Here is a 23,282-nt window from a genome sequence, read left to right as displayed (position 1 = left end):
CCTATTTGGATTTTAAGAATGAAATATACAAAAATTAAATTTTTCACGATCGCGTTCGTTCTCGTCGTTTTGACGATCGGGTGCACACGTTATGTGGTCATTACCGATCAGAAATTCACTTCCCAAACGGCGAACATTGCTCCGAATATTTTTCTGACCACTTTCTCTTATGAGAATTCTTCTTATCCTCCGATCCTAATCGTGGATCCCGTTTTGATCAATAAGAAGGCTCTTTATCTCGGAGATAAATCCGGGTTGATCGGAGTCCTGAACGGAAACGGATTTTCGGTGTGGCTTCTTCATTTTGAAGATCACAAAAATATAAACCTCAAAGACGTCGGAGAGAATTTGATTCCAGAAGTGATCGGAAGAATTCAAAAAGTCACCGGTAAAAAGGAATACATCCTCGGCGGAGTTTCGTTAGGCGGACAATCGCTTCTTCATTCCTTCAAAGCGAAAAAAATTCCCGACATCGCGAAGGCGTTCTTTCTCGGAACGGGAATGGATTATAAATATAACGATAGTTTTATCGAACAGATGAAGGCTGAAAAAAGATTGGGTTCCGATATCAGTTCTTCCTGTAAAAATAAGGACAGCTTCTGCAAACGTTTTATCTCGTTCGATGCGGACGATCCTACCACTCTCTTCGTTTATCAAAATCTCTTTAATTATCTTCCGGCTCTGGAAGAAAATCCGAAGACATGGGAATCCTTTGAAAACACGAATTTCCCTTCTCTTTTTATCGGCGGAAGAATCGATAACATCTCCCCGACGGAAAGTATTCATCCCGTTTACAAAAGAAAAAAAGGGAAGAAGGAATATTTTGAAGCGGGAAGAGACAACGGAATGGCGATCGACTACGATCATCTCGGTCTTTTTGCATACGAAGACGCACCTTCCGATATCTATCAAAGAATCGCAAACTGGTTAAAGGAAACCGAAGCGGCGCCTAAGAAGGTTTCTTCCAACCCAGCAAATCCATAACTTTCTTAATGTCCTCCCAGACGTCTCGTTTGAGAGGACTGTTCTCCCCTCCGTTTCGAATCACAAAACTTGGATGATACGTCGGCATCACCGGGATTCCATAGAAAGAACCCCAATTCCCTCTGAGTTTTGTAATCCCCTCCTTTGTGTTTAAGATAAAACGTGTGGATGGATTTCCGAGAGTAATGATCGCCTTGGGTTGGATGATTTCAAGTTGTCTGAGAAGATACGGAGCGCAAGCCCTTGTCTCTTCCTCCTCGGGAGGGCGATCCTTTTCGAATTTCATATCAAGCGTCGGTCTGCATTTCACGATGTTTGCGATAAAGACGGATTCTCTTGGAACACCCATTCCCTTTTCGATGATTCTTGTTAAGAGTTCTCCGGCGCGACCCACAAACGGACGACCGGTCAAGTCCTCTTGTTTTCCGGGACCTTCTCCGATAAAAACGACCTCGGCTTCCGGATTGCCTTCTCCAAAGACCGTTTGTGTTCGAGTCGTGTGAAGCTTGCAAAGCTTACAATCTGTGACCTCGGATTGAACGAGACCTAATCTTCTAATTTTTTCTTCTCTGCTCATGAAAATACGTTCGATCCAGACTGAAAAAGAAATTCTCTGGAGTCAATGGAAATGATCGTCCTAACACCCGCCGGATTGTATATTCCTCAAGCCGATGTTTATGTCGATCCTTGGAAGGGAGTGCCGAGGGCGATCCTAACACACGCACATTCCGATCATACGAGAAAGGGTTCCGCTCATTATCTCTGTGCAGAATCCGGTTTTCATCTCACGCAGGAACGCCTCGGAAAAAAAGCGCGGATCGAAACACTTCCTTATGGAAGAGCCGTATATTCGAACGGGGTAAGAATCAGCCTTCACTCGGCGGGTCATATCCTTGGATCTTCCCAGGTAAGAATCGAATACAAAGGGAAAGTGACCGTAATTAGCGGAGACTACAAAACGGTTCCTGATCCTACCTGCGAGCCGTTCGAAATTATCCAATGTGATACGTTTCTTTCGGAAGCGACTTTTGCAAAACCGTATTATATCTGGGAAAATATCACATTCGTATTTCAGAATATTCTAAACTTCATTTTGGAAAATAGAAACCTCGACTCGATCTCATTGCTCTACGGATATTCGCTCGGGAAGGCGCAGAGAATTCTAAAAGGTTTATCGATCGCGGCGGAGGAACGAGGGATCGACCTGGAATTTTTTGTTCACGATTCCATTCTTTCCATGAACTCGAGATATGAAGAATCGGGAATTCAACTTCCTAAAACAAAACCCTTGGATCAATGGAATCCGAATTCCAAAAACCCTTTTGTCTTCCTGGCTCCTCCGAGTTCTCCGATTCCCAATCCGAATTCTCAAAAAATCAGAAGCGCATTTTGTTCCGGCTGGATGCAACTTTCGAAAAATCGAAAGAACGGAAGTTTTAGCAAAGGATTTACTCTTTCCGATCATGCGGATTGGAACGAGCTGATTCAGACGATCGAGAAAACGGAAGCCGAAGAAATTCTTCTCACTCACGGAGATACGGAAGACATCGTTCGTTATCTCAAAGAGAAAGGGAAGAACGCAAAGACTCTCAAAACGAAATTTTATTCGGAAGAATCAGAATTTTGAATCAGTGTTTCCAACAGAACTCGAGAGAACGTTTAGAAAGGATTTCGTTTTTAAAAACTGGATTCTTCCGAAATTCTATCTTGAACGGACTTTAAGTCCGTTTTCAACCTTTTTTCAATGAGACTTCCTTTTTCGGAACAAGTAAAACGGAAGAGGCCACTTTAGATTGATAAAAAGGATTCTCATATTTTCAAAATGAAATGAAAGCCTTATTCTAATTATAATCCAAGAGGAATGAACGAGGAAACTCGATTACAATGAATTTCTAAAGTTTTCGAAAGAAAGGAAAATTCAAATTCTATCTTTTGAATCGAAGATCAAGGAAAACAAAGTGTCAATGACGGAAAGGAACCAACCAAAAATCAAAAAAGCAAAAACGGAACATCGATATCAGATGATTCATTGGATTGAAAAGGGAAATATCGAAAAAATCAAAGAAGAAATCGAAACTCGAGGAAAAGATTTCTACGGCGCCGCTCCCTTGTTCTTTGCCGCGAGTGAAAACAGCGTTCCCACATTGGAATATTTTGAAAGCATCGGATTTCCTTTAGACACAAGGGATTCCGGCAATCTTTCTCTTCACTTTTATGCGTGCAGAGATCGCGGTAAGAGCGAGGTAGTAAGTTATCTTCTAAATAAAAATATAAAGCCGGATCCAAAGGATATTCTCGAAGCCGCGGCTAAAGGCAAAATCGAAATTCTAAAATTGTATCAAACCTTTGGAATCGATCTTAAAGATCCGAATCTCAAAAACGAAAACGACACACTTTTGGAAATCGCAACGTTCTCTAACTTAGAATGTTTAAAATTTCTCTTCGAACAAGGTCTGCCTTTGGAACCGAGCCTTCTACCAAGAGCGGCTAATTTAGGAAAATTGGATATAGTTCGTTATCTCGTCTTAGAACAAAAGGCGGATCCAAACGTAAAGGTGCACGAAAGAAACGCGATCCACGAAGCCTGTTTCGGTCCGTCCAATCACGAACCCTATGAACATCTTAATATTCTAAAATTCTTACATGAGAATGGAGGAGACTTGAATTCTCCTTCAAATTGGAGAGGAGACGAAATCTATACTCCTCTTCATTTTGCGTGTAGACCCGGCGCTCAGGATAAAATGCCCTTTATCCGATATCTTTTGGAAAATGGAGTCGATCCTGATTTACAAAATCCAAAATCGGCTCTCAGCATCGCCGATTCGAAAACGAGAAAGGAAGTATTGAAATTCTTAGAAACAAAAGGAATCAAAGTGGAAAAGGATCCCTTCCAAAGATCGTTTCAAGTTGAAAAACTGATTGCCTTTGCGGAAGACGCGATTCGAAAATTTGCAAAAGAAAATCCGGAGGCCGTCGTCTTTCAATTCGTGATCGAAGGCGCGACGATGAGCATGAGCGATCTTTTTGATCCCGAATACTACGTGGGAGAATGGAAATACGAAGGTTTCGCCGAGTTCCGCGAAGGAGACGGATTCGATTTTATTTTATGGCAGGAACACTACGATTCCATGGGAGAAGACGAAAATTCCCCCTATGCCTTAGCGATGTCCAAGGTCATAGAAGGGCTTCACGCAAGAAAGGCATTTGATCATCTTAAACGATCCAAAAATTTTGAAACGAAGATGATCGATCACCTATATTAGAAAAATAGAATTCTACTCGGGAATGAATTTTAATATATGTTTAGAATCCTGTTCGATCTGTGATTGTGTAAAACGAATCGATCGATGTTCTCCTTTGATATACAGTTCGATCTGATCTCCATAAAACGGAGAACCTTGATTTCCGGAATTTCCGGTTGGTAAAACCGACCAGGAATTTTCCGGATGGATCAGATCGATGATTCTTCTTTTGGACGGACCTACTTTCGGCGTTATTACCGGATTGATATCCTGGGGTCCCATTACGTTGACGATGGCCTCTCCGGAATTGATCGAGAACGGACCTTGGTTAAAAATCAGACCGAGGACCGGAACCTTTCCAAGCGGATGTTCAAACGTAATCTTATGTGCTTTTCCCCATTTCCAAGAAGTCGCGGAACCTCCGTGTTTTTGCGAAAGATAACGAACCGTTTGTTCGAAAGCGCGAATCAAAATATCTCTTCTTGTTTCTAAAATTTCCGGTGTGGAGAGATCGTCCCAGAAGGTGGAATTGGAATCGGAAAGAATAGCTTTATACGCCGACCAGTGTTCCGCTTTAAGCCCGTAGATCGCGAGTTCCCTCGCATCCAATTCATCGGATAAAAGATTGATCATCACGAATTGGTTGAGAGTTTGAAAGACGGTCGCACCGGCGGAGTCTAACGTATGTTCTCCGTTAAACGACTTATAGATATCCAATGCCTCTCTAAAAACTCCGTTCCATTCTTTGTCCTTTTCTAATTCACCCGCAATCAAAGGAACGATACTTCTCGCGGAAAAAGCAAGGACGTCCGTTTGAACTTTTTTGACATCGTCCACGGACCATCGTTGCCTCTCTGAAAGGAGTTCGTAGATTCTTCTTCCACGATCCGATTCTTGCCAATAACCTTCCGGTTTTCCGAAACCTTTCAGCTCGTAGGCCGGAAGATGATTCGCGGTAAGAATAATTCCTTCGGGAGGATTGATCAGTTTCGGATTTTGATTGGAAGGAAGATAACCCCTCCAATCGTCTTCTCCCGAAGCGCCGTCCAAAAATTTCCGAGGATTGCTTTTTTTACCTCGGATTGGAAATCTTCCCACGGCCCACCAAGCGATATTTCCTTTCGCATCCGCGTAAGAAACGTTCAAACCCGGAGCGGGAAGAGTGGGCGCGATCAAAGAACATTCCTCCATGGAAGAACAACGGCCAAGGTTATAAACCGTCTCCAACATAGGAATAGACAAGTGATGGAAAATCCAATGGACGGAAATCACGGGACCACGATAGCCTTCGATCGGTTTGGAAACGATCGGACCATGAGAAGTCACTTGGATCTCGATCTCTCTCGCCTCTTCCCCTTTTACGGGAATTTTTTCCTTGAGAACTTGTAACGGAACCCAGTTTCCTTTTTCTTTGACAACGTTCGGTTGTGAGGGATGAAGAGTTTCCTGATAAAAATCCATATCGTCGTTTTCAAGCATCGTTAATGCCCACGCTTTTTTCGCGTTATGCGCGATTAAAGGAAAAGGAAGAATCGGGAAATGATATCCGTAGGTTTCGTGTTCTCCCACCTTCATATGAACTTCGTACCAGGTTCCCGGATTGCTAAATCCGATATGAGGATCGTTCGCTAAAATTGCGCCGCCGGTCGCGGATCGGGAAGGTCCGATCACCCAAGAATTACTCCCCGTAAAATGCGGAAGATCTCTGAGAATCGAATCCACTTTCTGAAATGTTTTGGAAACTTCCGAAAGATCATCGGAATCTTTTTTTAAAGAAGAAACGGAAGCGATGTTTGTGAGTGTGTTCGATTTACCTCGGGTTATCGCCTTTTCAGCGTAAGCTGGTTGATCGTCTAAGATGGAGAACGGATCTTCCTTGTCGTGTCTCGGAAACAATTCCGATACGTTTCGATTCGGAAGTTTGTTTTCTAAGACGGAATAGAGCGGATCCAAACGAAGAGCCTCAGAAAAGGAAAAAGACAAAAGTGAAAGCGCGCTCAACACATCCAAACGATCGAATGGCTTCGGTTTGTATCCTAGGACTGTAAATTCAACGGGAAGAGATTCGTTTCTTAAAAAGAAATTGATCCCCTCCAAAAAAGAATCCAACTCCTTCCAAGCCTGAGGATTTCCTTTGGAACTTTCTTGGAGCATTTTCTCTGCGGTTCTTCGCAAAAGCATTTGTCGCAAGAACGTATCCGTTGGAACCAAATCGGCTCCCAAGACTTCCGATAATTCTCCCTTACCGGCCCTCCTTAGAATTTCCATCTGAAATAATCGATCGCTCGCCGTTACATAACCTAACGCAAAATAAGCGGAATGAGAATCCTCCGAGCGAATGTGCGGAACTCCGTAAGAATCTCGAATGACCGAAACCGGTTTCGTAATTCCGGAAACTTTCAATTCTCCGTTCATGCGTGGAGATTTTAAGAATAATAAAAGGGAGAATCCGATCTTTGCAAAAAGTAGAATTGCAAGAACGGACAAGAAAGAACGACGTATCCAAAGAGGAATACGATTCCAAAAGTTTAAAAAATTTGTGCTAAAGTTTCTCATACACTACCGAATATTTATTTTTTTAAAAGGGAGTTAACTTTTATAAAATCGGATTCTTTGAGCAAGAAAAGTTTTGATCGGTTTTCATTTTTCTGATTCGTTTCAAATCAAAAAAGAATGACTTCTCTGGTAACGTGAATAAAAAAAGGAAGGAATCAAGAAATCAATCCAGTGTTGTCTTTTTCAAAATTGATCCAGGAAACCAAAGAAGAATCCGATTCTTCCCAAAAACGATATCTGATCACGTCCTTTCTTTCCCGTTGCCCGCTCGAGGAATTGAACAACACCCTTTCCTTTTTATCCGGAAAAAAGGAAAGGGCGATTCTGGAAGAAAAGGAATTGGAGGTCTTGGTTTCGGAATATTTGGATCAACCGTTATGGATGATTCGATCCTCGATCGAAGAAGTTGGAGATCTATCGGAAGCAATTTCCCTTTTGACAGGAAATCCGTCCCCGATTATCGAAATCCAAATCAGTGCTATCTTAGAAAAGGCGAATCAACTTATCAATTTGAAAGAGAATGCTCGAGAAGTCTTGTTTTCGATTTGGAAAACGTTTCCGATCGCGGAAAAAATATTCATTCACAAACTTCTTCTCGGAAAACAAAATATTAAAATTCACGAGACTCTTTTGATCGAGATCGTTGCCGACCTTTTTGATTTAGAAACCGGAATTCTTTTTGAAAAATTCAGAGATTCAAAAATAAATTGGAAAACGATTTCGATTCTCCAAATTCTTTCTTCTTGGTTTCCGAATCGGAAGTTCGAGAGACTCGATGAAGTTTCTATTTCAAAAAGGATCGATCCTTCTTTACCAAAAAAATGGCATTCTCCGTCTCTTTTTTTGAAAAATCAAATCTCGAAGGGAACGCATTTTTTGCTTTTTCCGAATGGAATTTCTGCCCAAGCCATTCTTCATTCTTCCGGTTTGTTTCTCTGGAAAAAAAACGGTTTTGTTTATGAAAACGAATGCCCTTCTCTGTTCCGAGAATTCTCCAGTGTGAAAGAGAACGCACATATCCTCGGATGGTTGGAAAAAAATCAAAGAGGAGAAGACACATTCGTATATTATGATATTTTGAAATACCAAGGCGAGGATCTTACTCTTAAATCAATAAAAGAAAGAAGAAAAATCCTGGATTCGATTTTTGTCTCCGATCTTCCGTCGATTCGTGCAATGGAATGGGAAATCGTTTCGGAAGCGCTGGATTCCCGAGAATTTCAAAAACGTTTTTTGAAAGAATATCGAAACGTTTATCTTTTTCGTCCCGAGGAAAATGAATTCTTAGAATTCAAAACCCCTGAACAAACCATAAGAGCCGTTTTGCTTTATGGAAGAAAGGGGATGAACAACGAGGGCTCCACTTTTTGGGAATTGAGTTTCGGAGTTCCGTCCAAAAACGGAGGAGATGTTTTCCAAACCCTCGCGAGAATCTCGATCGATTCAAAACATTCTTTGTTTTTGGAAATCGATTCTTTCTTTAAGGAGAATACGATCGAGAAAAAAGGGCCGATCCGGGGAGTTCATACAATTTGGAAAGCAGAACTTTCGTTTCAAAACATTCTTCCATCTAAGAGACATAAGATCGGGTTCCTTTTGGAAGAGGTGAAGATCCGCAGAAAGGTTTCTTCAGAAGAACTCCTTGATTCTTTGGATTCGCTTTTGAACTTGCGGGACATAAAAATGTAGGAACTCCTATGTTTTCCAGAAGAGCTCGGATCCGCTTCGGAAAAATCATTCAAAAAGGTGGATGGGATTCTTTTTCTTCATCCGCCCAACGGCGACCTGAGTCCGAATGTCCCTCCGCCCTGAAGATAGTCGGAACTCCGGAAACATTGGAATCACGGAAGTAGCCTTTGTCCGATTCCAGAAGCAGACGACGCTTCGAAAACGTAGGAACTCCTCCAGAAATTTCTTCTCCGAAGCGATTCCTATTGGAGTTACTTGACAGAGACTCGGTTTCCAGTTTTTTGGTCGATATGAACCAGAAAACTGCAAAACTTCTTAACAAATACGCAGAACTTAAGGGCGTGAGCTCAAAACAAATCAAAAGAGAATGGTTGGTTTTGAACGAACATCAGAAAGATCAAAAAAGACAAGAAATTCTGAAAGAGCTGGTTAAATAAGACCGGCTTTTTCAAAGCATTCTTCTCCTGATCCCGTAAACTCTTAGATCTTCCGAACGTATTCTTCAACTCGGGCAGGACCTCATGGAAGAAATCGAACTCACTAAAGAATTCCGCTTCGACGCCGCTCATCTTCTTCCCAACGTACCCGACGGCCATAAATGCAAACGACTTCACGGTCATAGCTTTCGTTTTAAACTTCATCTCAAAGGTAAAATCGATCCTCATACCGGTTGGTTGATCGATTATGCGGAAGTTAGTAAGATCGTAAAACCTCTCATCGAAAATCATCTCGATCATTATTATCTCAACGACGTTCCAGGCCTGGAGAATCCGACTTCGGAAAATATTTCTATCTGGCTCTGGAATCATCTCAAACCGCTCCTTCCTCTTTTGTATAAAATTACTCTCAACGAAACTTGTACGAGCGCGTGCATCTACGAAGGTCCGAAAAATTCTCACTGAAAAAGAGGCGAGTCTTGGATTCAGATAAAAGTAAGAATTCGAATCGAAAAAAAAACGATTCTAAAGTGAAAACTTCCAGCAACAAGGCAGTCGTACTTTTATCCGGAGGATTGGATTCTACCACTTGTCTTTATCAAGCGATCGCCGATGGCAAAGAGGTTCGCGCGCTTTCTTTTGATTATGGACAAAGACATAGAATCGAATTGTCCTTTGCGAAAAAAATCACTCGTAAACTAGGTATTCCTCACACGATTCAAAAGTTAAAACCGGAATTGTTCTTAGGATCGTCTCTTACTCAAAAGTCGATCAAGGTTCCGAAGAATTCTTTAGGAAAGGATGAAATTCCAAATACGTATGTTCCCGGAAGAAACATTCTTTTTCTTTCTTTTGCAACTTCGCTCGCAGAAGGAACCGGATCGGATTCGATCTACATCGGAGTCAATGCAATGGATTATTCCGGATATCCGGATTGCAGACCAGAATTTATTAAGATGTTCGAGATGGCGATTCAACTCGGAACGAAAAAAGGAAGTCAAGGTTCTCCGCTTAAAATCATAACTCCTCTACAAAATCTTTCTAAGAAAGAAATCGTTCTCTTGGGAAGTAAATTGAATGTTCCCTTTCATCTCACATTCTCCTGTTATGACCCGCAAAACGGCAAAGCCTGTGGAAAATGCGACGCCTGTCTCTTGAGAAAAAAAGGTTTTCAGGAGACAGGAGTTTCTGAAAAGTGATCCCATCGGTTTACCCGGCCTTTCCATGCTCTTTGGGAAGGAATCTCTGATTAGGAAAAGTTATAATGGAACAGTTCGTAGGTTACCTGACGATCTTCTTATTAGCCGTATTCGTAGGTTTTGAGGTCATCACAAGAATTCCTCCTCTTTTACATACCCCTCTTATGTCAGGTTCCAATGCTATTTCCGGAATCACGATCATTGGGGCGATTCTATCTCTTCATTCGGTGAACGGCCCTTTGATCAACATCATCGGATTCGTCGCGATGGTTGCGGCGACCATCAACGTGATCGGTGGATTCTTAGTCACCCATAGAATGTTAGGAATGTTCAAGAAGAAAGAAAAGTAAGAATATGGAAAAATCGATTATCAATTTAATTTATCTTCTCTCCTCCGTTCTTTTTATCGTAGGATTGAAACTTCTTTCTCACCCGAAGACTGCAGTTCGCGGAAACTTCTTAGGCGCGGTGGGAATGTTCTTCGCGGTCGCGGCCGCGCTCGTTGAAAAAGGACTCGCCTATGAATATATCTTAGCTGGATTCATCGTGGGAACCGCGATCGGAGTTTATCTTTCCGTTAAAGTTGAGATGACTTCTATGCCTCAACTCGTTGCGGCCCTCAATGGGTTCGGAGGTCTTGCATCCTTTCTTGTTGCAGGTGCGGCGGTGATGGAAGTGATTCACCAAGGAACCAATCTCGCAGTTTTAAAATCGTATCAGTTCACGGTTTCTACTGCGGCTTCCGGAATCATCGGGGCAGTGACCTTAACGGGAAGTTTTATTGCCTACGGAAAACTCCAAGGAATTCTTTCCGAAAAAGCGGTTCGTTATCCGGGCGATCAACTCGTAAAAATCATTTTCTTCCTCGGTTCTATCGCGCTGAGTTATTTCGTAGTGATCGAACCTGAAAAGATAGAATGGTACTGGTATGTTGTAGCGGTTGGTTCCGTTTTAGGAATTCTTCTCGTAATGCCGATCGGCGGAGCCGATATGCCCGTCGTTATCGCTCTCTTGAATTCATATTCCGGAATCGCGGCGTCAGCGACAGGATTTGTTCTTGGAAATAACGTTCTGATTATCGCAGGATCTCTTGTAGGAGCCTCCGGAATCATCCTAACACAGATTATGTGTAAGGCGATGAATCGTTCTCTTGCAAACGTTCTCTTCGGAGGACTCGGCGCGGCCGTTGATACTTCCAAAGGTGGAGAAGACATCTACGCTGGAAAAACCAAAAGTACGTCCGCAGAAGAAGTTGCGATGCTCTTGGATATGGCACAAAGAGTTGTTATCGTTCCTGGATACGGAATGGCGGTTGCACAAGCACAACACGCAGTAAGAGATCTTTATAATATTCTTACGGACCGAGGAATCGACGTAGAATTTGCGATCCACCCTGTTGCAGGAAGGATGCCAGGTCACATGAACGTTCTTCTCGCGGAAGCCGATATCCCTTATGACAAGATGAAAGAAATGGATGAAATCAATCCTACTTTCGAACAAGTCGATGTGGTAATCGTAAACGGTGCAAACGACGTTGTAAACCCTCTCGCAAAAACGGATCCAAGTAGCCCGATCGCAGGAATGCCGATCTTGGACGTTGACAAAGCAAAAACGGTTATCGTGATCAAACGAAGCTTGAGCCCGGGATTTGCCGGAGTTCCGAACCCTCTTTTCATCCAAGACAATACTTTGATGTATTTCCAAGACGGAAAGAAAGCTACGCAAGAAATCGTAGCGGCCTTAAAAGAAACCTAATCGGTTTCCTTCTTTCTAAGAAAACTCAAAGCCGGGCTGTAAAAAGTCCGGCTTTTTTATTTTAGTGCCTGCCTGATCTTCAACCTCTGTTTCTTCATTTCAAACTCATTGAAGAAGAAAAATGAATCTTTTCGGCAATTAGCGGTGAGTTCAACTTACTATGGTTTCCGGACGATTCGAATTCTTTTTTGAAAAGAGTATTAGCATTTTGTCAAAATCAGCTTGATATTTAGAGTTTGGATTTCATACGTATAGATCGATTTTAAATCTATGAATCGTATTAATTCAGATTTAAAATCTTTTTCTCCATGCAGTGAGTTAATGTATTTTAGTTTCCATAAACAAATCACTCCCTTTTACAAATAAAATTCTTATTTTGCTGTATAAAAATTCCACAATTGACTTAAGAAAAAAGAGGTTTAGAAAATGCTAAAGTTCCACGCCGAAAAATCCTTACCGATTTTATTTACAATGGGTTTCGTTCTTCACCTAATAAACTTCGCTCACTATATTCGTGATGGCAAAGCTGACCCTGGACAAGTTATGACTCCTATTGTAGATATAGCACTCTTTGCCGTGATGCTCTATTCAGCCTTTGCTCTCATTTGGGAATATAAGGCCTTCTTTCAAACTTACGGATTTACAGATAAGATAAGGCGTAAGATTGGCTACTGGTATATCACAGTCTACGTTACGGCAAGCATTCCTGGTCATATCTATTATATCTATACTGCAGATGGATCCTACTTCGAATGGTTTGCCTGGTGGTTTAGTCCGATCATAATGGTAGTCTATATCGTCATGATAGGATTTTGCTTATCTTTAAAACCAATAGAAAAAAATCGCAATTAACGTACTATAGGGAGGAATCTAATCGCAATATTTGCAAAAATTCATTTTCAAAATACAAAATATTCGAAGGTGATTTTTCCGGTCCTAAAGTAAATCTGCATGAAAAGAGGAAACCGAAAATTCTAGTTGGAGCTCGCGAATTTTTTCTAGTTTTTTGGTTTCATCTTTCTGCAATTTAGAAATACAATTCTATTTCTTTGATCTACGTGAATCAAATCGAATTAGAGCTTATCCAAAAGTCGTTCACCGCGGGAACCGCTCCATTGCTACCTACGAAACGAACGTATAAATTGCTTTAGAACCGGAATTCTTTGGATCCAGGTTGGAACTCTCACAATTTTTCCTTCCGGTCTTAAACCAGTTCCTAATCTTTTTCCTTTCTAAAATACATAGTTAATAATCCAGAAATTCTAAAAATTTTATTCTACGGGTTCTTACGATAAAGAACACCGCTTTCGATTTCAGATAAACCGAAACTGACTTCCTTTTAACGTAAATATGAAAAAGACAATTATTGCGACATTTTTTGTCATTTTCTGATGTCGCTTAACAATCCGTGTCTAAAATGAATATCCAATTGATATTCGCTGAGGGTCTTAAGAACCTGGTAACACGAGCAAACCATAGATGAACTCGATTGGTCGCCTCTATCTCCGTTCCGCAAGGATATCATCTTGAGGGATCAAGAGAATCGTTGTCGAAGATCATGCTAAAAACAAAACCATCAAATCGCGAGTACAGGCTTTGTCAGAAAATATTAGCAAGAACGAATTTCAAGATTCCCTATCGGCAAAAAAATCAAATTTCTATCCGAATCATCCCCTCGAAAATGAGATCGAAACAAAGGTAGAAGAATTAAAAAACCTAGCCTTTCAATTTCAAGAGCTCAAACCATTTTTAGAAGAATTGACTTCTCTGCCCTGGAAAGAATACGAAGAAAGGCTTTCTCAAGAATATCTCAACAAATTTACCTTTGTAAAAGAAGAATCGATTGAACAGGAGAACTTCTTAGAATCGGCAGAAGACGAAAGATTTTCAATTCAAGAACCGATTCAAATTCTTGCAAAGGCAAAAGAGGCGCTCGGTTTGGAAAACGATGCTTATACGGCTCTGAATACATTTATTTCCAATCGAATCGCACTTGCGATGCAAAGGGGCGTATCGATTGCATTAAAGAAGAATCTGTAATTCGAAAGAAGAAGAACTCAAATCTTAGAAACAAATCAAACAAGATAGAATAAAATTCCATAGTATCGATATCTCAAAAGATAAAATAGCAAAAGTCTCAAAATCAAAAATTCTTCCAAGTTCCTAAAAAAGACGAGGGCCGAATCAAAGTCATAGTGCAAAATATTCACTTTTTTGCAGATCTATCCGGGATTATATGTCAATTTTATCCATCTATAATCCAAGAAAAATTAACTCCTAAAAAACTGAAAGAACCAAAAACACTTTTGTTATACTTCGCATGAAGTTCCTACAAATCGTTTTAGCTTTGACGTTCGCTATTCTTTTTTATCCGAACTGCAAACAGCCAAAGGATCAAATCCCTATTTTTTTCCTTCTCGGCGCAGTCCAAGCGAGTGAGTTTCAAAATCTACTCTCGGGACCGGTTCCGATCGATCAGGAAAACGAACTTACAAATTATAAAGTTCAAATATTCAACTCTACGCAAAATATTATCATTACTGGATACTTTTCGAAACCGAGTGGGTTGGGTTGATTCCCGCTCATCGTCATGATGCATGGATGTGGCGGAGCCTACTCTTATAATGACGCGACCAAAGGCGTCGCATCCCTCTTTACCGAATGGGCCGGTCGTGGAAAAAATCTAGGATATGCCACTTTACTTCTCGATAGCTTTACTCCGAGAAACCCGGAGCAAAATCAATGTGGAAACGGCCCGGGAGTAGGAACTTCGGAGGTTACAGATCGACCAACGGACGCATACGCCGCGTTAGATTACGTGAGAAGATCTTCGATCATCTTAAATGAAAGAATTGTTTTACTTGGCTGGTCGCACGGAGGAAGTAGCGTCCTCTCGACGGTGGATACCGATTCAACTCTTCCGTATCGTCAAAAATATCCAAGACCATTCAAGGCGGTGATTTCCTTTTATCCGGGTTGCGGACTCAACGGCGCTTTCGGAGGAATTGCAACAAGCACGTATCTTCCCTATACTCACTTAAAGATTCTCGCGGCCGGACTCGACCCCTTTATACGGGCGGTTATTGCGACGACAGAGTCACCCGAGCACAAACGTTAGGTGCGAGCGTTGGAACCAACAATTCGATTGCGATCTCAGTATATCCGAACACGCACCACAGCTTCGATCAAGCAAAGGTCGTCAATGATCAGTTCGATGCCAACGATGTGAATGCAAAGCCACTGGCAGACCAGGAAGCAATTGAATTCTTCCAATTGTACAATCCTAAATTGATTAAATAAGTGGAAATGATTAAAAATATTTTTGAAGTTAAAACAAGAATATTATATTCATTATTTTTAATGTACTTACATCAAAAGAGATATTTTATATATTAAACGAGAATTTTTTTTCAAGAAGGGACATCCAATAAATTCTGGAACTTGGAAACTTCCTGCTCTCTTATACGGTAACCGTCGGAAAAACGGGAACGACCGGAACAACATAGACTAAAAACTTCGACTCGGAAGAAAAGTGTCTGAAAAGTTTCATCAAAGTCGCGAAGGTACACAATGGAATTTATTTTGAAGACCTGGGCGGCGGATCGATTGGATTCTTTGGATTGGATGAAAATGGAAAGCTCTTACTGGGGGACTTGGGAGCCGGAATTAATCGAAGGAGGATACAATGACGAATTCTTAGACGCTTTAGAAAACAAGGAACTCTCTTTGAAAGACGTCCCGTGCATCATAGAATTCGGCCAGAACTGGATTTTAAGCAATCCTCTCAAAAAGACGATTCACAAAGAACCCTCTTACCTGTTCGTTTCTCACGAAGACTGCGCGCTCGTGCCGATCAAAGAGACAAATCAGTTTGTTTTCGGACAAATTTTGTTGAGAATCTTTGCACAGAGAATTCTAGACGTTGAATTTTTCTCCGAGGTTTATTTAGAGTTTTTTATTCGGGTTCGGTTTTGACTTCGGTGTTTAGTATTTTCAAGAGAGGTTCGAATTTTGATTCTTCCTTTTTTAGAAAGTCGGTTTCAATTTTCGATTTTCCTTTTAATTAAAAAATCAACTCTAATAAGTTTGAGGCCAAAAAAGATCCGATTTGAATTCTACTTAGAACGAACTCCTATTCTTCTTTCAAAGGTTTCTTTGGAAAAGTTAAAAAGGGAAAAACTAAAGAGGAAAATGCTTTTTTAAAATTCTAAAATTTCCGTTGAGCAGGAATATATTATGAAAACTGAATTTTCAATTCGTATCGTAGAAATGGATCCCGAAGCCGGTTTTGCCGGACATCTTGTTCTAGTTCCTTTGGAAAACTTGGCTCCTCTTTCCGTAAGAGACGCGATCGATACCTGGACGAGAATTCTAAAAAATGCCGACGATCTTGTTTTTTCCGATCCGATTTTTGAGGATTCGGATCCATGGTTTGGTTTCGGAGTCATACTCGAAGATCAGACATTGGACGAACAGGCGCTTTTCTCTCGGATCCCAAGTTCCGATCCTTTGATTGAGATTTCCGTTTCGGAATATATAGAAGCGTTGATTCAGTTTAACGAGGAAAACGGTGATGATGGTCTTGCAACTCACGAAGAATTAGAAACGGGAACATACGGAATTCTTTGGCTCCTCAAAAAGAATCTAAAGTATCTAAGTCTTTATATTCAATATTTGAATTCACTGGATTTGGATCATACGGTCGCTCAAGTGGACGTGTTGTTCCAGCTTGCAAAACTATATTCTCCGATCGAGCTTGCTCCGCTCAAAGATTTTGCAAAGAAAAAGGACGCGCAACTTTTAAACGATTGGCTCGAATCAAATCGAGTGTGGACGGAACAATAAAAATATCCCGAATTCCATTCGAATTGATTTAGAAATTGAATGTGATCCGAACCGGAGACAAAAGAACAATAGATCAGAAAAGTATTGAATTGTTGAGTAATCTTTCCATTCTATAGAATATGGAACAAAAAGATTATAGCGACGAGGTTCGACTTCATAGATCCAGATTCATTCGTTTTTTACTATTTGTCGCAGGTTCTATTTCCTTGGCCTTAGGAATCATAGGAATTTTTACTCCCATATTGCCGACGACTCCGTTTTTACTTTTATCGGCGGCTTGTTACGCAAGAGCCTCGCATCGTTTTTACAATTGGCTGATGAACAATCGATATTTCGGATCTTACATTCGAGATTGGAGAATTCACAAAATGATTCCTCTCCGTGCCAAGGTCATAGCGATTTCGATGATCTTTATTACGATTGGAACGACCGTTTTCTTTTTCATTCCCATTTTGGCGGTAAAGATTCTTGTTTCCTTGATCGGGGTTTTGGTTGTACTTTATTTGATTCGAATTCCGACCAAACGTGAAATTTGAAATGAAAGAAAATTTCCTGTCGGAGTTCCTACAAGAAATAGTTCTTATTTTTTGTTGCGTAAATTACAAATCTGTGATATAGGAAAATCTCCCGAATTTTCCCGCCACCGCTCCCCTCCACCCAAGTATAGGGTGGGGCGCGCGACTTTTACGGAAGAATTGTCGTTGTTCCGACGAACGGGAATTCGTCTTTTCAATACGGAGATCGGGAAGGAAACATGTGAAAAACTTTCGAATCATTCTCTTTGAGAAGCTCCGCGATGTCCAATGCTTCCTGAATCTTTCTTCTCTTATCCGGTTCTTCCTGCAACCAAGCAGTCACAAAAGATTCCAGTCTTCTGTAATCCTTAATAAAAGAAAGAGAGCGAATATATTCGATCTTTTCTTCTTCCTCGGCGATCCTAAATTGAATCACTTGCTGATAAGTCGCGGCGGCCGCACGGTAATTCCCGGTGTTATAATAAGCGTGTGCTAAAAATCTTTTTTCCTGAAAGGGAAGTTCTCCATAGAGATTGTAGATCTTAATCGCTTTTCTATAATTCTGGTGAATGTCTATTACAAGTCTTGCATGGATCAGCATATATTCCCTGGATTGAAATCCGTCCTTTACGAATTCCACACACTGCGCATAGGCATCCGCTTTATTGCCCAAAAGAAAGTTCGACTTTAAGAGAAGAAGTTTCGCCGCTCTAAAATTCGGCTTTAGCTCGATCGCCCTCTCGGCTTCCGCTTTCGCGCGGAGATAATTTCCAGTTTCAAAGTAAGCGAGAGCGAGATTGATTCTATAGAATGGATTGTAATTGGATAATTCTACCGCTTTCTGAAAGTATTCCAAGGATCTTGGCCATTTGTTTCTCTGAACAAAGATCATCCCGAGTTGATAATAGGACGGATCATGCCCCGGTTGAATTTGAATCGCCCTCAAAAGAGAATTCTTCGCTTGCGGATAGCGACCTTGCGCGTAAAGAAAAGAACCTTTTAGATAGTGGTATTCGACCGCATTCTCGTCCAACTTCTTGATTTTTTCGATATTCACAGAAGCTCTTGCAAGATTGTTCGCTCGAATCAGGTTTACCGTTTCGGTATTCAAAGCGGCGATTTGAACCCTTCTTCTGGCCGCGTCTGCGGGTGACCCGCCGTCTAAATTCTGAGAAGGAGAAACGTTCCCGGGAAGATTCTCGTCTTCATCATCCGCAATAAGAATTTCAAAAGAAAAAAGGATTAAGATGAGAAGAATCAAAGAACGTTTCATACTTTTCATTTTTTCCAAGAAAAGAACGACGATCAGTTCTTCTCGAAGAATTCTACGCTATCTTCCTTCTTGTTTAGAAGCTGAAGCTCCTTTTCGTTGACTTTGAGAATTCTATATTCCAAATCAAATGCAAGATCCGCGAGATTAAAATGAATGTCGTCATCTTTCATTTTATACGTAAGGTGAAAGGTATCATATTTTGCCAAGCCGTCCGGAAGAATGAGAAGATGACTTCCTTTCCCTTTATCCGGATCTTTGCATTCGCCCTTTTCAGGACAATTCTTAACTTTTACCCAATCCCCCAAAATCATCTCTTCCTTCTTTTTACAAGAAGAGAAGAGAAGAAGAGCGAGAGTTAGAATGAGAGCAATTTTTTTCATAGATTCAAACATAGAGAGCCTTCCTTGCTTGTCCAATGAAAATCGGGGTTAAAGGACCGGAAGAGATCGCAGTTTGTGAGAAGAATCAGGGGACGAAAGCGGGAGAATCACTGATGATCGATGTATTCTTTTAAGTTCAGAACCTCAAACGTGTTTAAAAGGTCCGGATGGATGGCGCTGATCGTGCATTGAATTCCTTCGGATTTTGCGTTTTTTAGAAACCAAACAAGGGAGCTGATAGAAATCGAATTCATCACGGGAATATCACCGAGATTCAGAATAATGGATTTCGGCTTTTTCGCGATGGCGTCCATGAGCATGGTTCGGAACGCATAGTAGTCGTTAAAAAGAATGGTTAGATCCGGAGTAATTTCTACTATTTCTGAATTATCTGACATTTTAAGATTCGCTTTCAAGTTCTTCGGCGTCCTCATATATTTTCGGACGAAAAAACTTTCCTGAGTAAAAAAAATCTCTCGTGGAAAACGCAAATTCAACCGATTTTTTTGATGGGAGAGAAATAATGTTTGAGAAAACCCATTTCATGAAAACCCAGGATTTACTGGAAAGAGGAATGAATAGTTCCGTTTTGAAGAGAAAAGTAATTTCAGACAATATTGCAAACGCGGACGTTCCTCATTTTAAGAGATCCGAAGTGATATTCGAATCGATGATCAAAAGAGCGATCGAATCCGAAAAAATCGAGGCGGTCAAAGAAGTTCCAACTCAGATTTCCGACGACCGTCATATATCATTCTTCAAACCTTTGGATTATCGAGAAGTTCAACCAAAAGCCAATATTGACTACTTGACTACCATGAGGGCCGATGGAAACAACGTGGACGTTGAGAAAGAAGTCGTGGAAGCATCCAATTCCCAGATGCAATACATGATGATGTCCGAACGAATCAATCAGAATTACAGGGATCTCAAACAAGTGATGAGAATGGCTTAAGAATCTGATTTAATTTCTTGAATTTATAGTAATGAGACATAATTTAACCGTTTAGGAAGTAGCCATGGGACTTTTTTCTTCGATCAACATATCCGCAACAGGCTTATCCGCGCAGAGATTGCGAATGGATGTGATTTCCAACAACATCGCAAACTCGACAACCACGAGAAATACGAATGGAGACGGACCGTTCCGAAGGGACAGAGTTGTCATGACTCCGGTCAATCTAAGAACCAGATGGAATAGTCCTGTGTATCCGTTCGGAGTTTCTCCCGGAGAAGGAAAAGGTGTAAAGGTGATGAAGATCGAAAAGGATATGACCCCTCTTCGTTTGGTTTACGACCCGACTCACCCGGACTCGATTCAGATCGGACCGAAAAAAGGATACGTGGAAATGCCGAACGTGAATATCGTCACCGAAATGACGGATATGATTTCGGCTTCCAGATCCTATGAAGCAAACGTACAAATGATCAACGGATCCAAAGCGATGTTTAACAAAGCCTTGGAAATAGGTAGGGCATAATCATGGAAATCAATTCAAATTCTTCACTCTGGTATACTTATAATTCCGGTTATAACGGCGGCAAAGCACATCCATTAACTCCAAAAGGTGACAAAGTGGATGTATTTACTACGGAAGATCGACATTACAAAGACGTAAAGCAACCGGTCTCGCCTGATTACGTTGCCGAAAGTTTTTCAGAAGCGATGAAGAATGCGATGACGTCGGTAAACGATCTTCAAGTGGAAGCGGACGAGTTGACCCAGAAAATGGTCTTTGATCCGAACTCAGTAGACGCTCACGAAGTAATGATCGCATCTGAAAAAGCGAGAGTTGCTCTTACGTTCACAAAGACGATCGCTGATGGAGTCGTTCGGGCCTACAGAGAACTCACTTCCCTAAGATAAGATTTTTTTTAATATTATAAAACGGTCTTTTACGGGCCGTTTTGAAAGAAACCACCGTTCCTTTCTAAGAATTCTTTCTATACAAGTTGTATGAAAAGAACTTCAAAATCAATTTCCATTCTTTTAAGACCTTTTGAAATCAAAAACCATTTCGCGTTTCGCATTCTTACCCGATTCTAATAACGTCCGATGGTAATAAACCGATGTCTGAAATTCATTTGAAATCGTTTGTGCAACCAGAACGACGAGTTCGCTCTATCTAAGTTCCGAATTTAGAAAGTTCGGATTTTCTTTAAATACGGATAATAAAATCCCTATGTTACAAGTTTTAGGAATTGTATTGTCCCACTGATGAAGCGTTTCTTTTTTATAAGGACGAGAAACGTTCTATTCTACTCCGTCCATTTCGATCCAAGCCCATTCCGTCTCGTTTTCGAAATCAAATTCAAATTGTGATAGGCTCAGCGAATTTTGGAATCGGTTGCAGAATTTTTTTAGAGTAAGAGGACTGTAGAGTGCAAGATGTTCGATCAGATAAATACGATCTTTTTTAAAACTCATGTCGGTTCTATTCTTTCTCGGATAAGAAGAATCAATATAGAATCAGAGACAAAATGTCCGCAATGCAAGTCAAAAATAGAAAAGGCGTTTTGTCTATTGCAATCGGTCCTTTTTGCCAATACGATACTCTGTAATATTCTTTTTTTCTTATGAGAATCCAGGAAGTTTGCTTTTCTACAAAACAAAAACGCCGAGACTACTTATCCCGGCGTTTTACGATAAAAGTATTCAAAACTCAAGGTCTCGCTTCTGAGCATCTTTTCGCAAGGCTCATTGGAGCTCGATGAGTCGGAACTACGGCTTGATCTTCTTGATCAGCTTCAAGTCCGCTTTGTTAAAGACCGTGATCTGAATGCTTCCCGAACCTTCTTCCTTTCCGGTAACATAAATCTTTTCTCCGTAAAAGGTTACGTTCGAGTTTGGACTAATCTCTTCGGAAGATTTTGCCTGTTTCTTCAAATCCTTTCCAAAACGAGAGAGGTAGTATTTCTCCTGAACTTCTTCGAACGCGTAAATCTCGTCCCCCTTTACGATCATCGGAGAACGCCAGAAAATATTGTCTTCCGCGGAGATCGTCGGCTTCAGAGTTTCCTGATCGATCAAGATCAGTTTGTGATTGGAAGAGTGACCGTCTTCAAAACCGATCACGAGCGCTTTTCCGTCTACGATCTCGAAGGTTCTTCCGCAGATCTTATTAAAATCACCTCTGAAAATCGTATCGTCTTTGGTCGGATCTAATACCTGAAGTTCGTTGTTATAATGACCTTTGTCCAAGTATTTCAACGTTTTTAAGAAAAGAATTTTACCTCCGACTACGTTCTTGTCGAATTCTTCTTTTTTCTTTTCTTCTTCTTTCTTGGTCTCTAATTCCTTTTTGGTTTCAGCCAATTCTTTTTTTAGTTCGGCTTCGGTCTTCTTGTCATCGGAAGTAGACTTGTTATCACTTCCCGATTTACTTCCGGAATCACTTTTAGAATCGCTGGATTTGGAAGAACTGGACGAGCTCGAGGAACTGGAACTGTTATTGCTCTTTCTCTCTTCGTCTTTTTTAACTACTTCCTTTTCTTTCTCTTTGAGTTTCTGTTCTTCTTTTTTAACGACTTCTTTTTCTTTCTGTACTTGTTCTTTTGCTTTTTTCTTTTCTACGATTTCTTGCTTATTTTTAACAGGATCTTTGTTGAGCTCTTGGAGTTCCTTGTCCGTCTTTACTTCTTTGTCGTTCAGCTCTTTCTGTTTGTTTTGATTTTCTTCTTTTCTTCTTTTGATCTCTTCTAATTCTTTCTTGTTCTTTTCTCTCTGAAGATCGTCGAACTTATCCTTTTCGGATTGTCCTTCCTTCTTTTTATCGAGGTCTTTATTGACTTCGTCTTCCAATTCGTCCGTGTGAACGTCTTTTCCGAGAACGTCCTCCACCAAGGGAACGATAATTTCCGTTTTACCGGGCCATTCCGAATAACGTTTCGAAATACCAATCGACTCTGGTTTCAAAACCTTAATTACGGAATTGGAATATTTCTTTGCAACATACGCCTTACCCTTTCTATGAATCGCGTTGTAATAAAGAATATAGGTCGCGAGAATTTCGGAATTCTTATCGTCATAACCGAAATTCGATTTTACGAAGCCCGCTAAAATTCTCTGAATCGAGTTGATATGTCCGTAATCGGAATCTTCGGAGAGAGAAAAAATATCCGCTCCGAATTTTTTATCTTCAGGCGCGATTCTAGTTACACTGATTCCACCTTGACTATGGCTTTTATTCGGCTCTTTTTTTAGATTCTCCGCCAAACCGACTCCGACCTTTTCATTCGTGCCTCTCACATCTTCTCCGGCTCGCGCGGAAGAACGATTGATAAACTGGACTCTTCCGGAAGAACGGATTTCTTTTTCTCCAAGTTTAGAATTATCCTGGGAAAATAACGGAAAAGAAAAACCAACGCATACAAGTGCTATCAAGATTCTGAACATTCTAAAATACT

Annotated in this window: 24 protein-coding genes and 1 pseudogene; 18 read left to right on the top strand and 7 right to left on the bottom strand. The window is 40.8% G+C overall.

What is annotated here, in order from left to right:
- The first annotated feature begins 18 nt into the window (after positions 1 to 18).
- On the top strand, positions 19 to 984 hold the full coding sequence (locus DLM75_RS04370; RefSeq protein WP_241547820.1) for an alpha/beta hydrolase: 966 nt from the start codon (positions 19 to 21) through the stop codon (positions 982 to 984).
- On the opposite strand, the gene DLM75_RS04365 is transcribed toward DLM75_RS04370, so the two are convergent.
- Positions 950 to 1,561 (bottom strand): uracil-DNA glycosylase, encoded by a 612-nt coding sequence (locus DLM75_RS04365; RefSeq protein WP_118967262.1) that lies wholly within the window; start codon positions 1,559 to 1,561, stop codon positions 950 to 952. The genes DLM75_RS04370 and DLM75_RS04365 overlap by 35 nt on opposite strands.
- A 45-nt stretch (positions 1,562 to 1,606) precedes the next feature.
- Here DLM75_RS04365 and DLM75_RS04360 point away from each other — a divergent pair, with 45 nt between their 5' ends.
- The gene (locus DLM75_RS04360; RefSeq protein WP_118967261.1) at positions 1,607 to 2,611 is read left to right on the top strand and encodes a ligase-associated DNA damage response exonuclease; all 1,005 of its coding nucleotides are present in this window, start codon (positions 1,607 to 1,609) and stop codon (positions 2,609 to 2,611) included.
- A 337-nt stretch (positions 2,612 to 2,948) separates the two neighbouring features.
- Positions 2,949 to 4,247 (top strand): ankyrin repeat domain-containing protein, encoded by a 1,299-nt coding sequence (locus tag DLM75_RS04355; protein WP_118967260.1) that lies wholly within the window; start codon positions 2,949 to 2,951, stop codon positions 4,245 to 4,247.
- Between the two features lie 12 nt (positions 4,248 to 4,259).
- Here DLM75_RS04355 and DLM75_RS04350 read toward each other — a convergent pair whose 3' ends face one another.
- Complete coding sequence (locus DLM75_RS04350; protein ID WP_118967259.1) at positions 4,260 to 6,782, bottom strand: penicillin acylase family protein; 2,523 nt, start codon at positions 6,780 to 6,782, stop codon at positions 4,260 to 4,262.
- Between the two features lie 171 nt (positions 6,783 to 6,953).
- On the opposite strand from DLM75_RS04350, the gene DLM75_RS04345 reads away from it, so the two are divergent.
- The 12 genes and pseudogenes from DLM75_RS04345 (at position 6,954) to DLM75_RS04285 (ending at position 17,243) form a co-directional block, all read left to right on the top strand.
- Positions 6,954 to 8,471, top strand: a complete 1,518-nt coding sequence (locus tag DLM75_RS04345; protein WP_118967258.1) for an ATP-dependent DNA ligase — start codon at positions 6,954 to 6,956, stop codon at positions 8,469 to 8,471.
- Between the two features lie 245 nt (positions 8,472 to 8,716).
- Entirely contained in the window at positions 8,717 to 8,908 is a 192-nt protein-coding gene (locus DLM75_RS04340) for a hypothetical protein (protein WP_125231968.1), read from the top strand.
- An 84-nt stretch (positions 8,909 to 8,992) separates the two neighbouring features.
- On the top strand, positions 8,993 to 9,373 hold the full coding sequence (gene queD, locus DLM75_RS04335; protein WP_118967256.1) for a 6-carboxytetrahydropterin synthase QueD: 381 nt from the start codon (positions 8,993 to 8,995) through the stop codon (positions 9,371 to 9,373).
- Positions 9,374 to 9,387: 14 nt separating this feature from the next.
- A complete protein-coding gene (gene queC, locus DLM75_RS04330; protein WP_118967255.1) occupies positions 9,388 to 10,107 on the top strand; it encodes a 7-cyano-7-deazaguanine synthase QueC in 720 nt (239 codons plus the stop codon).
- A gap of 65 nt (positions 10,108 to 10,172) precedes the next feature.
- Positions 10,173 to 10,457, top strand: coding sequence for an NAD(P) transhydrogenase subunit alpha part 2 (locus DLM75_RS04325; RefSeq protein ID WP_069608768.1), 285 nt, complete (start codon positions 10,173 to 10,175; stop codon positions 10,455 to 10,457).
- A gap of 4 nt (positions 10,458 to 10,461) precedes the next feature.
- Positions 10,462 to 11,862 (top strand): NAD(P)(+) transhydrogenase (Re/Si-specific) subunit beta, encoded by a 1,401-nt coding sequence (locus DLM75_RS04320; protein WP_118967254.1) that lies wholly within the window; start codon positions 10,462 to 10,464, stop codon positions 11,860 to 11,862.
- Positions 11,863 to 12,288: 426 nt separating this feature from the next.
- Positions 12,289 to 12,714, top strand: a complete 426-nt coding sequence (locus DLM75_RS04315) for a hypothetical protein (RefSeq protein ID WP_118967253.1) — start codon at positions 12,289 to 12,291, stop codon at positions 12,712 to 12,714.
- Between the two features lie 744 nt (positions 12,715 to 13,458).
- Positions 13,459 to 13,902: a hypothetical protein gene (locus DLM75_RS04310; protein ID WP_118967252.1), complete on the top strand. Its 444-nt coding sequence runs from the start codon at positions 13,459 to 13,461 to the stop codon at positions 13,900 to 13,902.
- 280 nt (positions 13,903 to 14,182) lie between these two features.
- Positions 14,183 to 15,162: pseudogene (locus tag DLM75_RS04305) on the top strand (dienelactone hydrolase family protein).
- A 270-nt stretch (positions 15,163 to 15,432) separates the two neighbouring features.
- Entirely contained in the window at positions 15,433 to 15,837 is a 405-nt protein-coding gene (locus DLM75_RS04300) for a hypothetical protein (protein WP_241547819.1), read from the top strand.
- Positions 15,838 to 16,098: 261 nt separating this feature from the next.
- Positions 16,099 to 16,707 carry a hypothetical protein gene (locus tag DLM75_RS04290; RefSeq protein WP_118967250.1) on the top strand — a complete coding sequence of 203 codons (609 nt, stop codon included), beginning with the start codon at positions 16,099 to 16,101 and terminating at the stop codon, positions 16,705 to 16,707.
- A gap of 119 nt (positions 16,708 to 16,826) precedes the next feature.
- Positions 16,827 to 17,243 (top strand): YbaN family protein, encoded by a 417-nt coding sequence (locus DLM75_RS04285; RefSeq protein ID WP_118967249.1) that lies wholly within the window; start codon positions 16,827 to 16,829, stop codon positions 17,241 to 17,243.
- Positions 17,244 to 17,436: 193 nt separating this feature from the next.
- Here the strand turns inward: DLM75_RS04285 and DLM75_RS04280 are convergent, their stop codons facing one another.
- The 3 genes from DLM75_RS04280 to DLM75_RS04270 all read right to left on the bottom strand — a co-directional run bounded on the left by DLM75_RS04280 (position 17,437) and on the right by DLM75_RS04270 (position 19,273).
- Positions 17,437 to 18,495 carry a tetratricopeptide repeat protein gene (locus DLM75_RS04280; RefSeq protein ID WP_118967248.1) on the bottom strand — a complete coding sequence of 353 codons (1,059 nt, stop codon included), beginning with the start codon at positions 18,493 to 18,495 and terminating at the stop codon, positions 17,437 to 17,439.
- 32 nt (positions 18,496 to 18,527) lie between these two features.
- On the bottom strand, positions 18,528 to 18,875 hold the full coding sequence (locus DLM75_RS04275) for an LIC10301 family lipoprotein (RefSeq protein WP_241547850.1): 348 nt from the start codon (positions 18,873 to 18,875) through the stop codon (positions 18,528 to 18,530).
- A gap of 107 nt (positions 18,876 to 18,982) precedes the next feature.
- Complete coding sequence (locus DLM75_RS04270; protein WP_118967246.1) at positions 18,983 to 19,273, bottom strand: STAS domain-containing protein; 291 nt, start codon at positions 19,271 to 19,273, stop codon at positions 18,983 to 18,985.
- Positions 19,274 to 19,398: 125 nt separating this feature from the next.
- On the opposite strand from DLM75_RS04270, the gene flgB reads away from it, so the two are divergent.
- The 3 genes from flgB (at position 19,399) to fliE (ending at position 20,742) form a co-directional block, all read left to right on the top strand.
- Positions 19,399 to 19,830 carry a flagellar basal body rod protein FlgB gene (gene flgB / locus DLM75_RS04265; RefSeq protein WP_100787055.1) on the top strand — a complete coding sequence of 144 codons (432 nt, stop codon included), beginning with the start codon at positions 19,399 to 19,401 and terminating at the stop codon, positions 19,828 to 19,830.
- A gap of 64 nt (positions 19,831 to 19,894) precedes the next feature.
- Positions 19,895 to 20,356, top strand: coding sequence for a flagellar basal body rod protein FlgC (flgC, locus tag DLM75_RS04260; RefSeq protein ID WP_069608778.1), 462 nt, complete (start codon positions 19,895 to 19,897; stop codon positions 20,354 to 20,356).
- 2 nt (positions 20,357 to 20,358) lie between these two features.
- Positions 20,359 to 20,742, top strand: a complete 384-nt coding sequence (gene fliE, locus DLM75_RS04255) for a flagellar hook-basal body complex protein FliE (RefSeq protein ID WP_100787053.1) — start codon at positions 20,359 to 20,361, stop codon at positions 20,740 to 20,742.
- A gap of 387 nt (positions 20,743 to 21,129) precedes the next feature.
- On the opposite strand, the gene DLM75_RS24635 is transcribed toward fliE, so the two are convergent.
- Complete coding sequence (locus DLM75_RS24635; RefSeq protein WP_241547816.1) at positions 21,130 to 21,303, bottom strand: hypothetical protein; 174 nt, start codon at positions 21,301 to 21,303, stop codon at positions 21,130 to 21,132.
- A 294-nt stretch (positions 21,304 to 21,597) separates the two neighbouring features.
- Positions 21,598 to 23,271, bottom strand: a complete 1,674-nt coding sequence (locus DLM75_RS04245) for a P83/100 family protein (RefSeq protein WP_118967980.1) — start codon at positions 23,269 to 23,271, stop codon at positions 21,598 to 21,600.
- Positions 23,272 to 23,282: the final 11 nt, after the last annotated feature.

The organism is Leptospira stimsonii (genome assembly GCF_003545885.1).
GTDB lineage: Bacteria > Spirochaetota > Leptospiria > Leptospirales > Leptospiraceae > Leptospira > Leptospira stimsonii.
This window is presented reverse-complemented; position numbering and strand designations above follow the sequence as displayed.

What these genes read in the sequence shown, in the direction of transcription:
- DLM75_RS04315 (WP_118967253.1), top strand. Translation starts at nt 12,289, where the DNA reads ATGCTAAAGTTCCACGCCGAAAAATCCTTACCGATTTTATTTACAATG.
- flgC (WP_069608778.1), top strand. Translation starts at nt 19,895, where the DNA reads ATGGGACTTTTTTCTTCGATCAACATATCCGCAACAGGCTTATCCGCG.
- DLM75_RS04370 (WP_241547820.1), top strand. Translation starts at nt 19, where the DNA reads ATGAAATATACAAAAATTAAATTTTTCACGATCGCGTTCGTTCTCGTC.
- DLM75_RS04320 (WP_118967254.1), top strand. Translation starts at nt 10,462, where the DNA reads ATGGAAAAATCGATTATCAATTTAATTTATCTTCTCTCCTCCGTTCTT.
- DLM75_RS04270 (WP_118967246.1), bottom strand. Translation starts at nt 19,273, where the DNA reads ATGTCAGATAATTCAGAAATAGTAGAAATTACTCCGGATCTAACCATT.
- flgB (WP_100787055.1), top strand. Translation starts at nt 19,399, where the DNA reads ATGTTTGAGAAAACCCATTTCATGAAAACCCAGGATTTACTGGAAAGA.
- DLM75_RS04360 (WP_118967261.1), top strand. Translation starts at nt 1,607, where the DNA reads ATGGAAATGATCGTCCTAACACCCGCCGGATTGTATATTCCTCAAGCC.
- DLM75_RS04350 (WP_118967259.1), bottom strand. Translation starts at nt 6,782, where the DNA reads ATGAGAAACTTTAGCACAAATTTTTTAAACTTTTGGAATCGTATTCCT.
- DLM75_RS04325 (WP_069608768.1), top strand. Translation starts at nt 10,173, where the DNA reads ATGGAACAGTTCGTAGGTTACCTGACGATCTTCTTATTAGCCGTATTC.
- queD (WP_118967256.1), top strand. Translation starts at nt 8,993, where the DNA reads ATGGAAGAAATCGAACTCACTAAAGAATTCCGCTTCGACGCCGCTCAT.
- DLM75_RS04355 (WP_118967260.1), top strand. Translation starts at nt 2,949, where the DNA reads ATGACGGAAAGGAACCAACCAAAAATCAAAAAAGCAAAAACGGAACAT.
- DLM75_RS04300 (WP_241547819.1), top strand. Translation starts at nt 15,433, where the DNA reads ATGGAATTTATTTTGAAGACCTGGGCGGCGGATCGATTGGATTCTTTG.
- DLM75_RS04365 (WP_118967262.1), bottom strand. Translation starts at nt 1,561, where the DNA reads ATGAGCAGAGAAGAAAAAATTAGAAGATTAGGTCTCGTTCAATCCGAG.
- DLM75_RS04245 (WP_118967980.1), bottom strand. Translation starts at nt 23,271, where the DNA reads ATGTTCAGAATCTTGATAGCACTTGTATGCGTTGGTTTTTCTTTTCCG.
- DLM75_RS04285 (WP_118967249.1), top strand. Translation starts at nt 16,827, where the DNA reads ATGGAACAAAAAGATTATAGCGACGAGGTTCGACTTCATAGATCCAGA.
- fliE (WP_100787053.1), top strand. Translation starts at nt 20,359, where the DNA reads ATGGAAATCAATTCAAATTCTTCACTCTGGTATACTTATAATTCCGGT.
- DLM75_RS04275 (WP_241547850.1), bottom strand. Translation starts at nt 18,875, where the DNA reads ATGAAAAAAATTGCTCTCATTCTAACTCTCGCTCTTCTTCTCTTCTCT.
- DLM75_RS04280 (WP_118967248.1), bottom strand. Translation starts at nt 18,495, where the DNA reads ATGAAACGTTCTTTGATTCTTCTCATCTTAATCCTTTTTTCTTTTGAA.
- DLM75_RS04290 (WP_118967250.1), top strand. Translation starts at nt 16,099, where the DNA reads ATGAAAACTGAATTTTCAATTCGTATCGTAGAAATGGATCCCGAAGCC.
- DLM75_RS24635 (WP_241547816.1), bottom strand. Translation starts at nt 21,303, where the DNA reads ATGAGTTTTAAAAAAGATCGTATTTATCTGATCGAACATCTTGCACTC.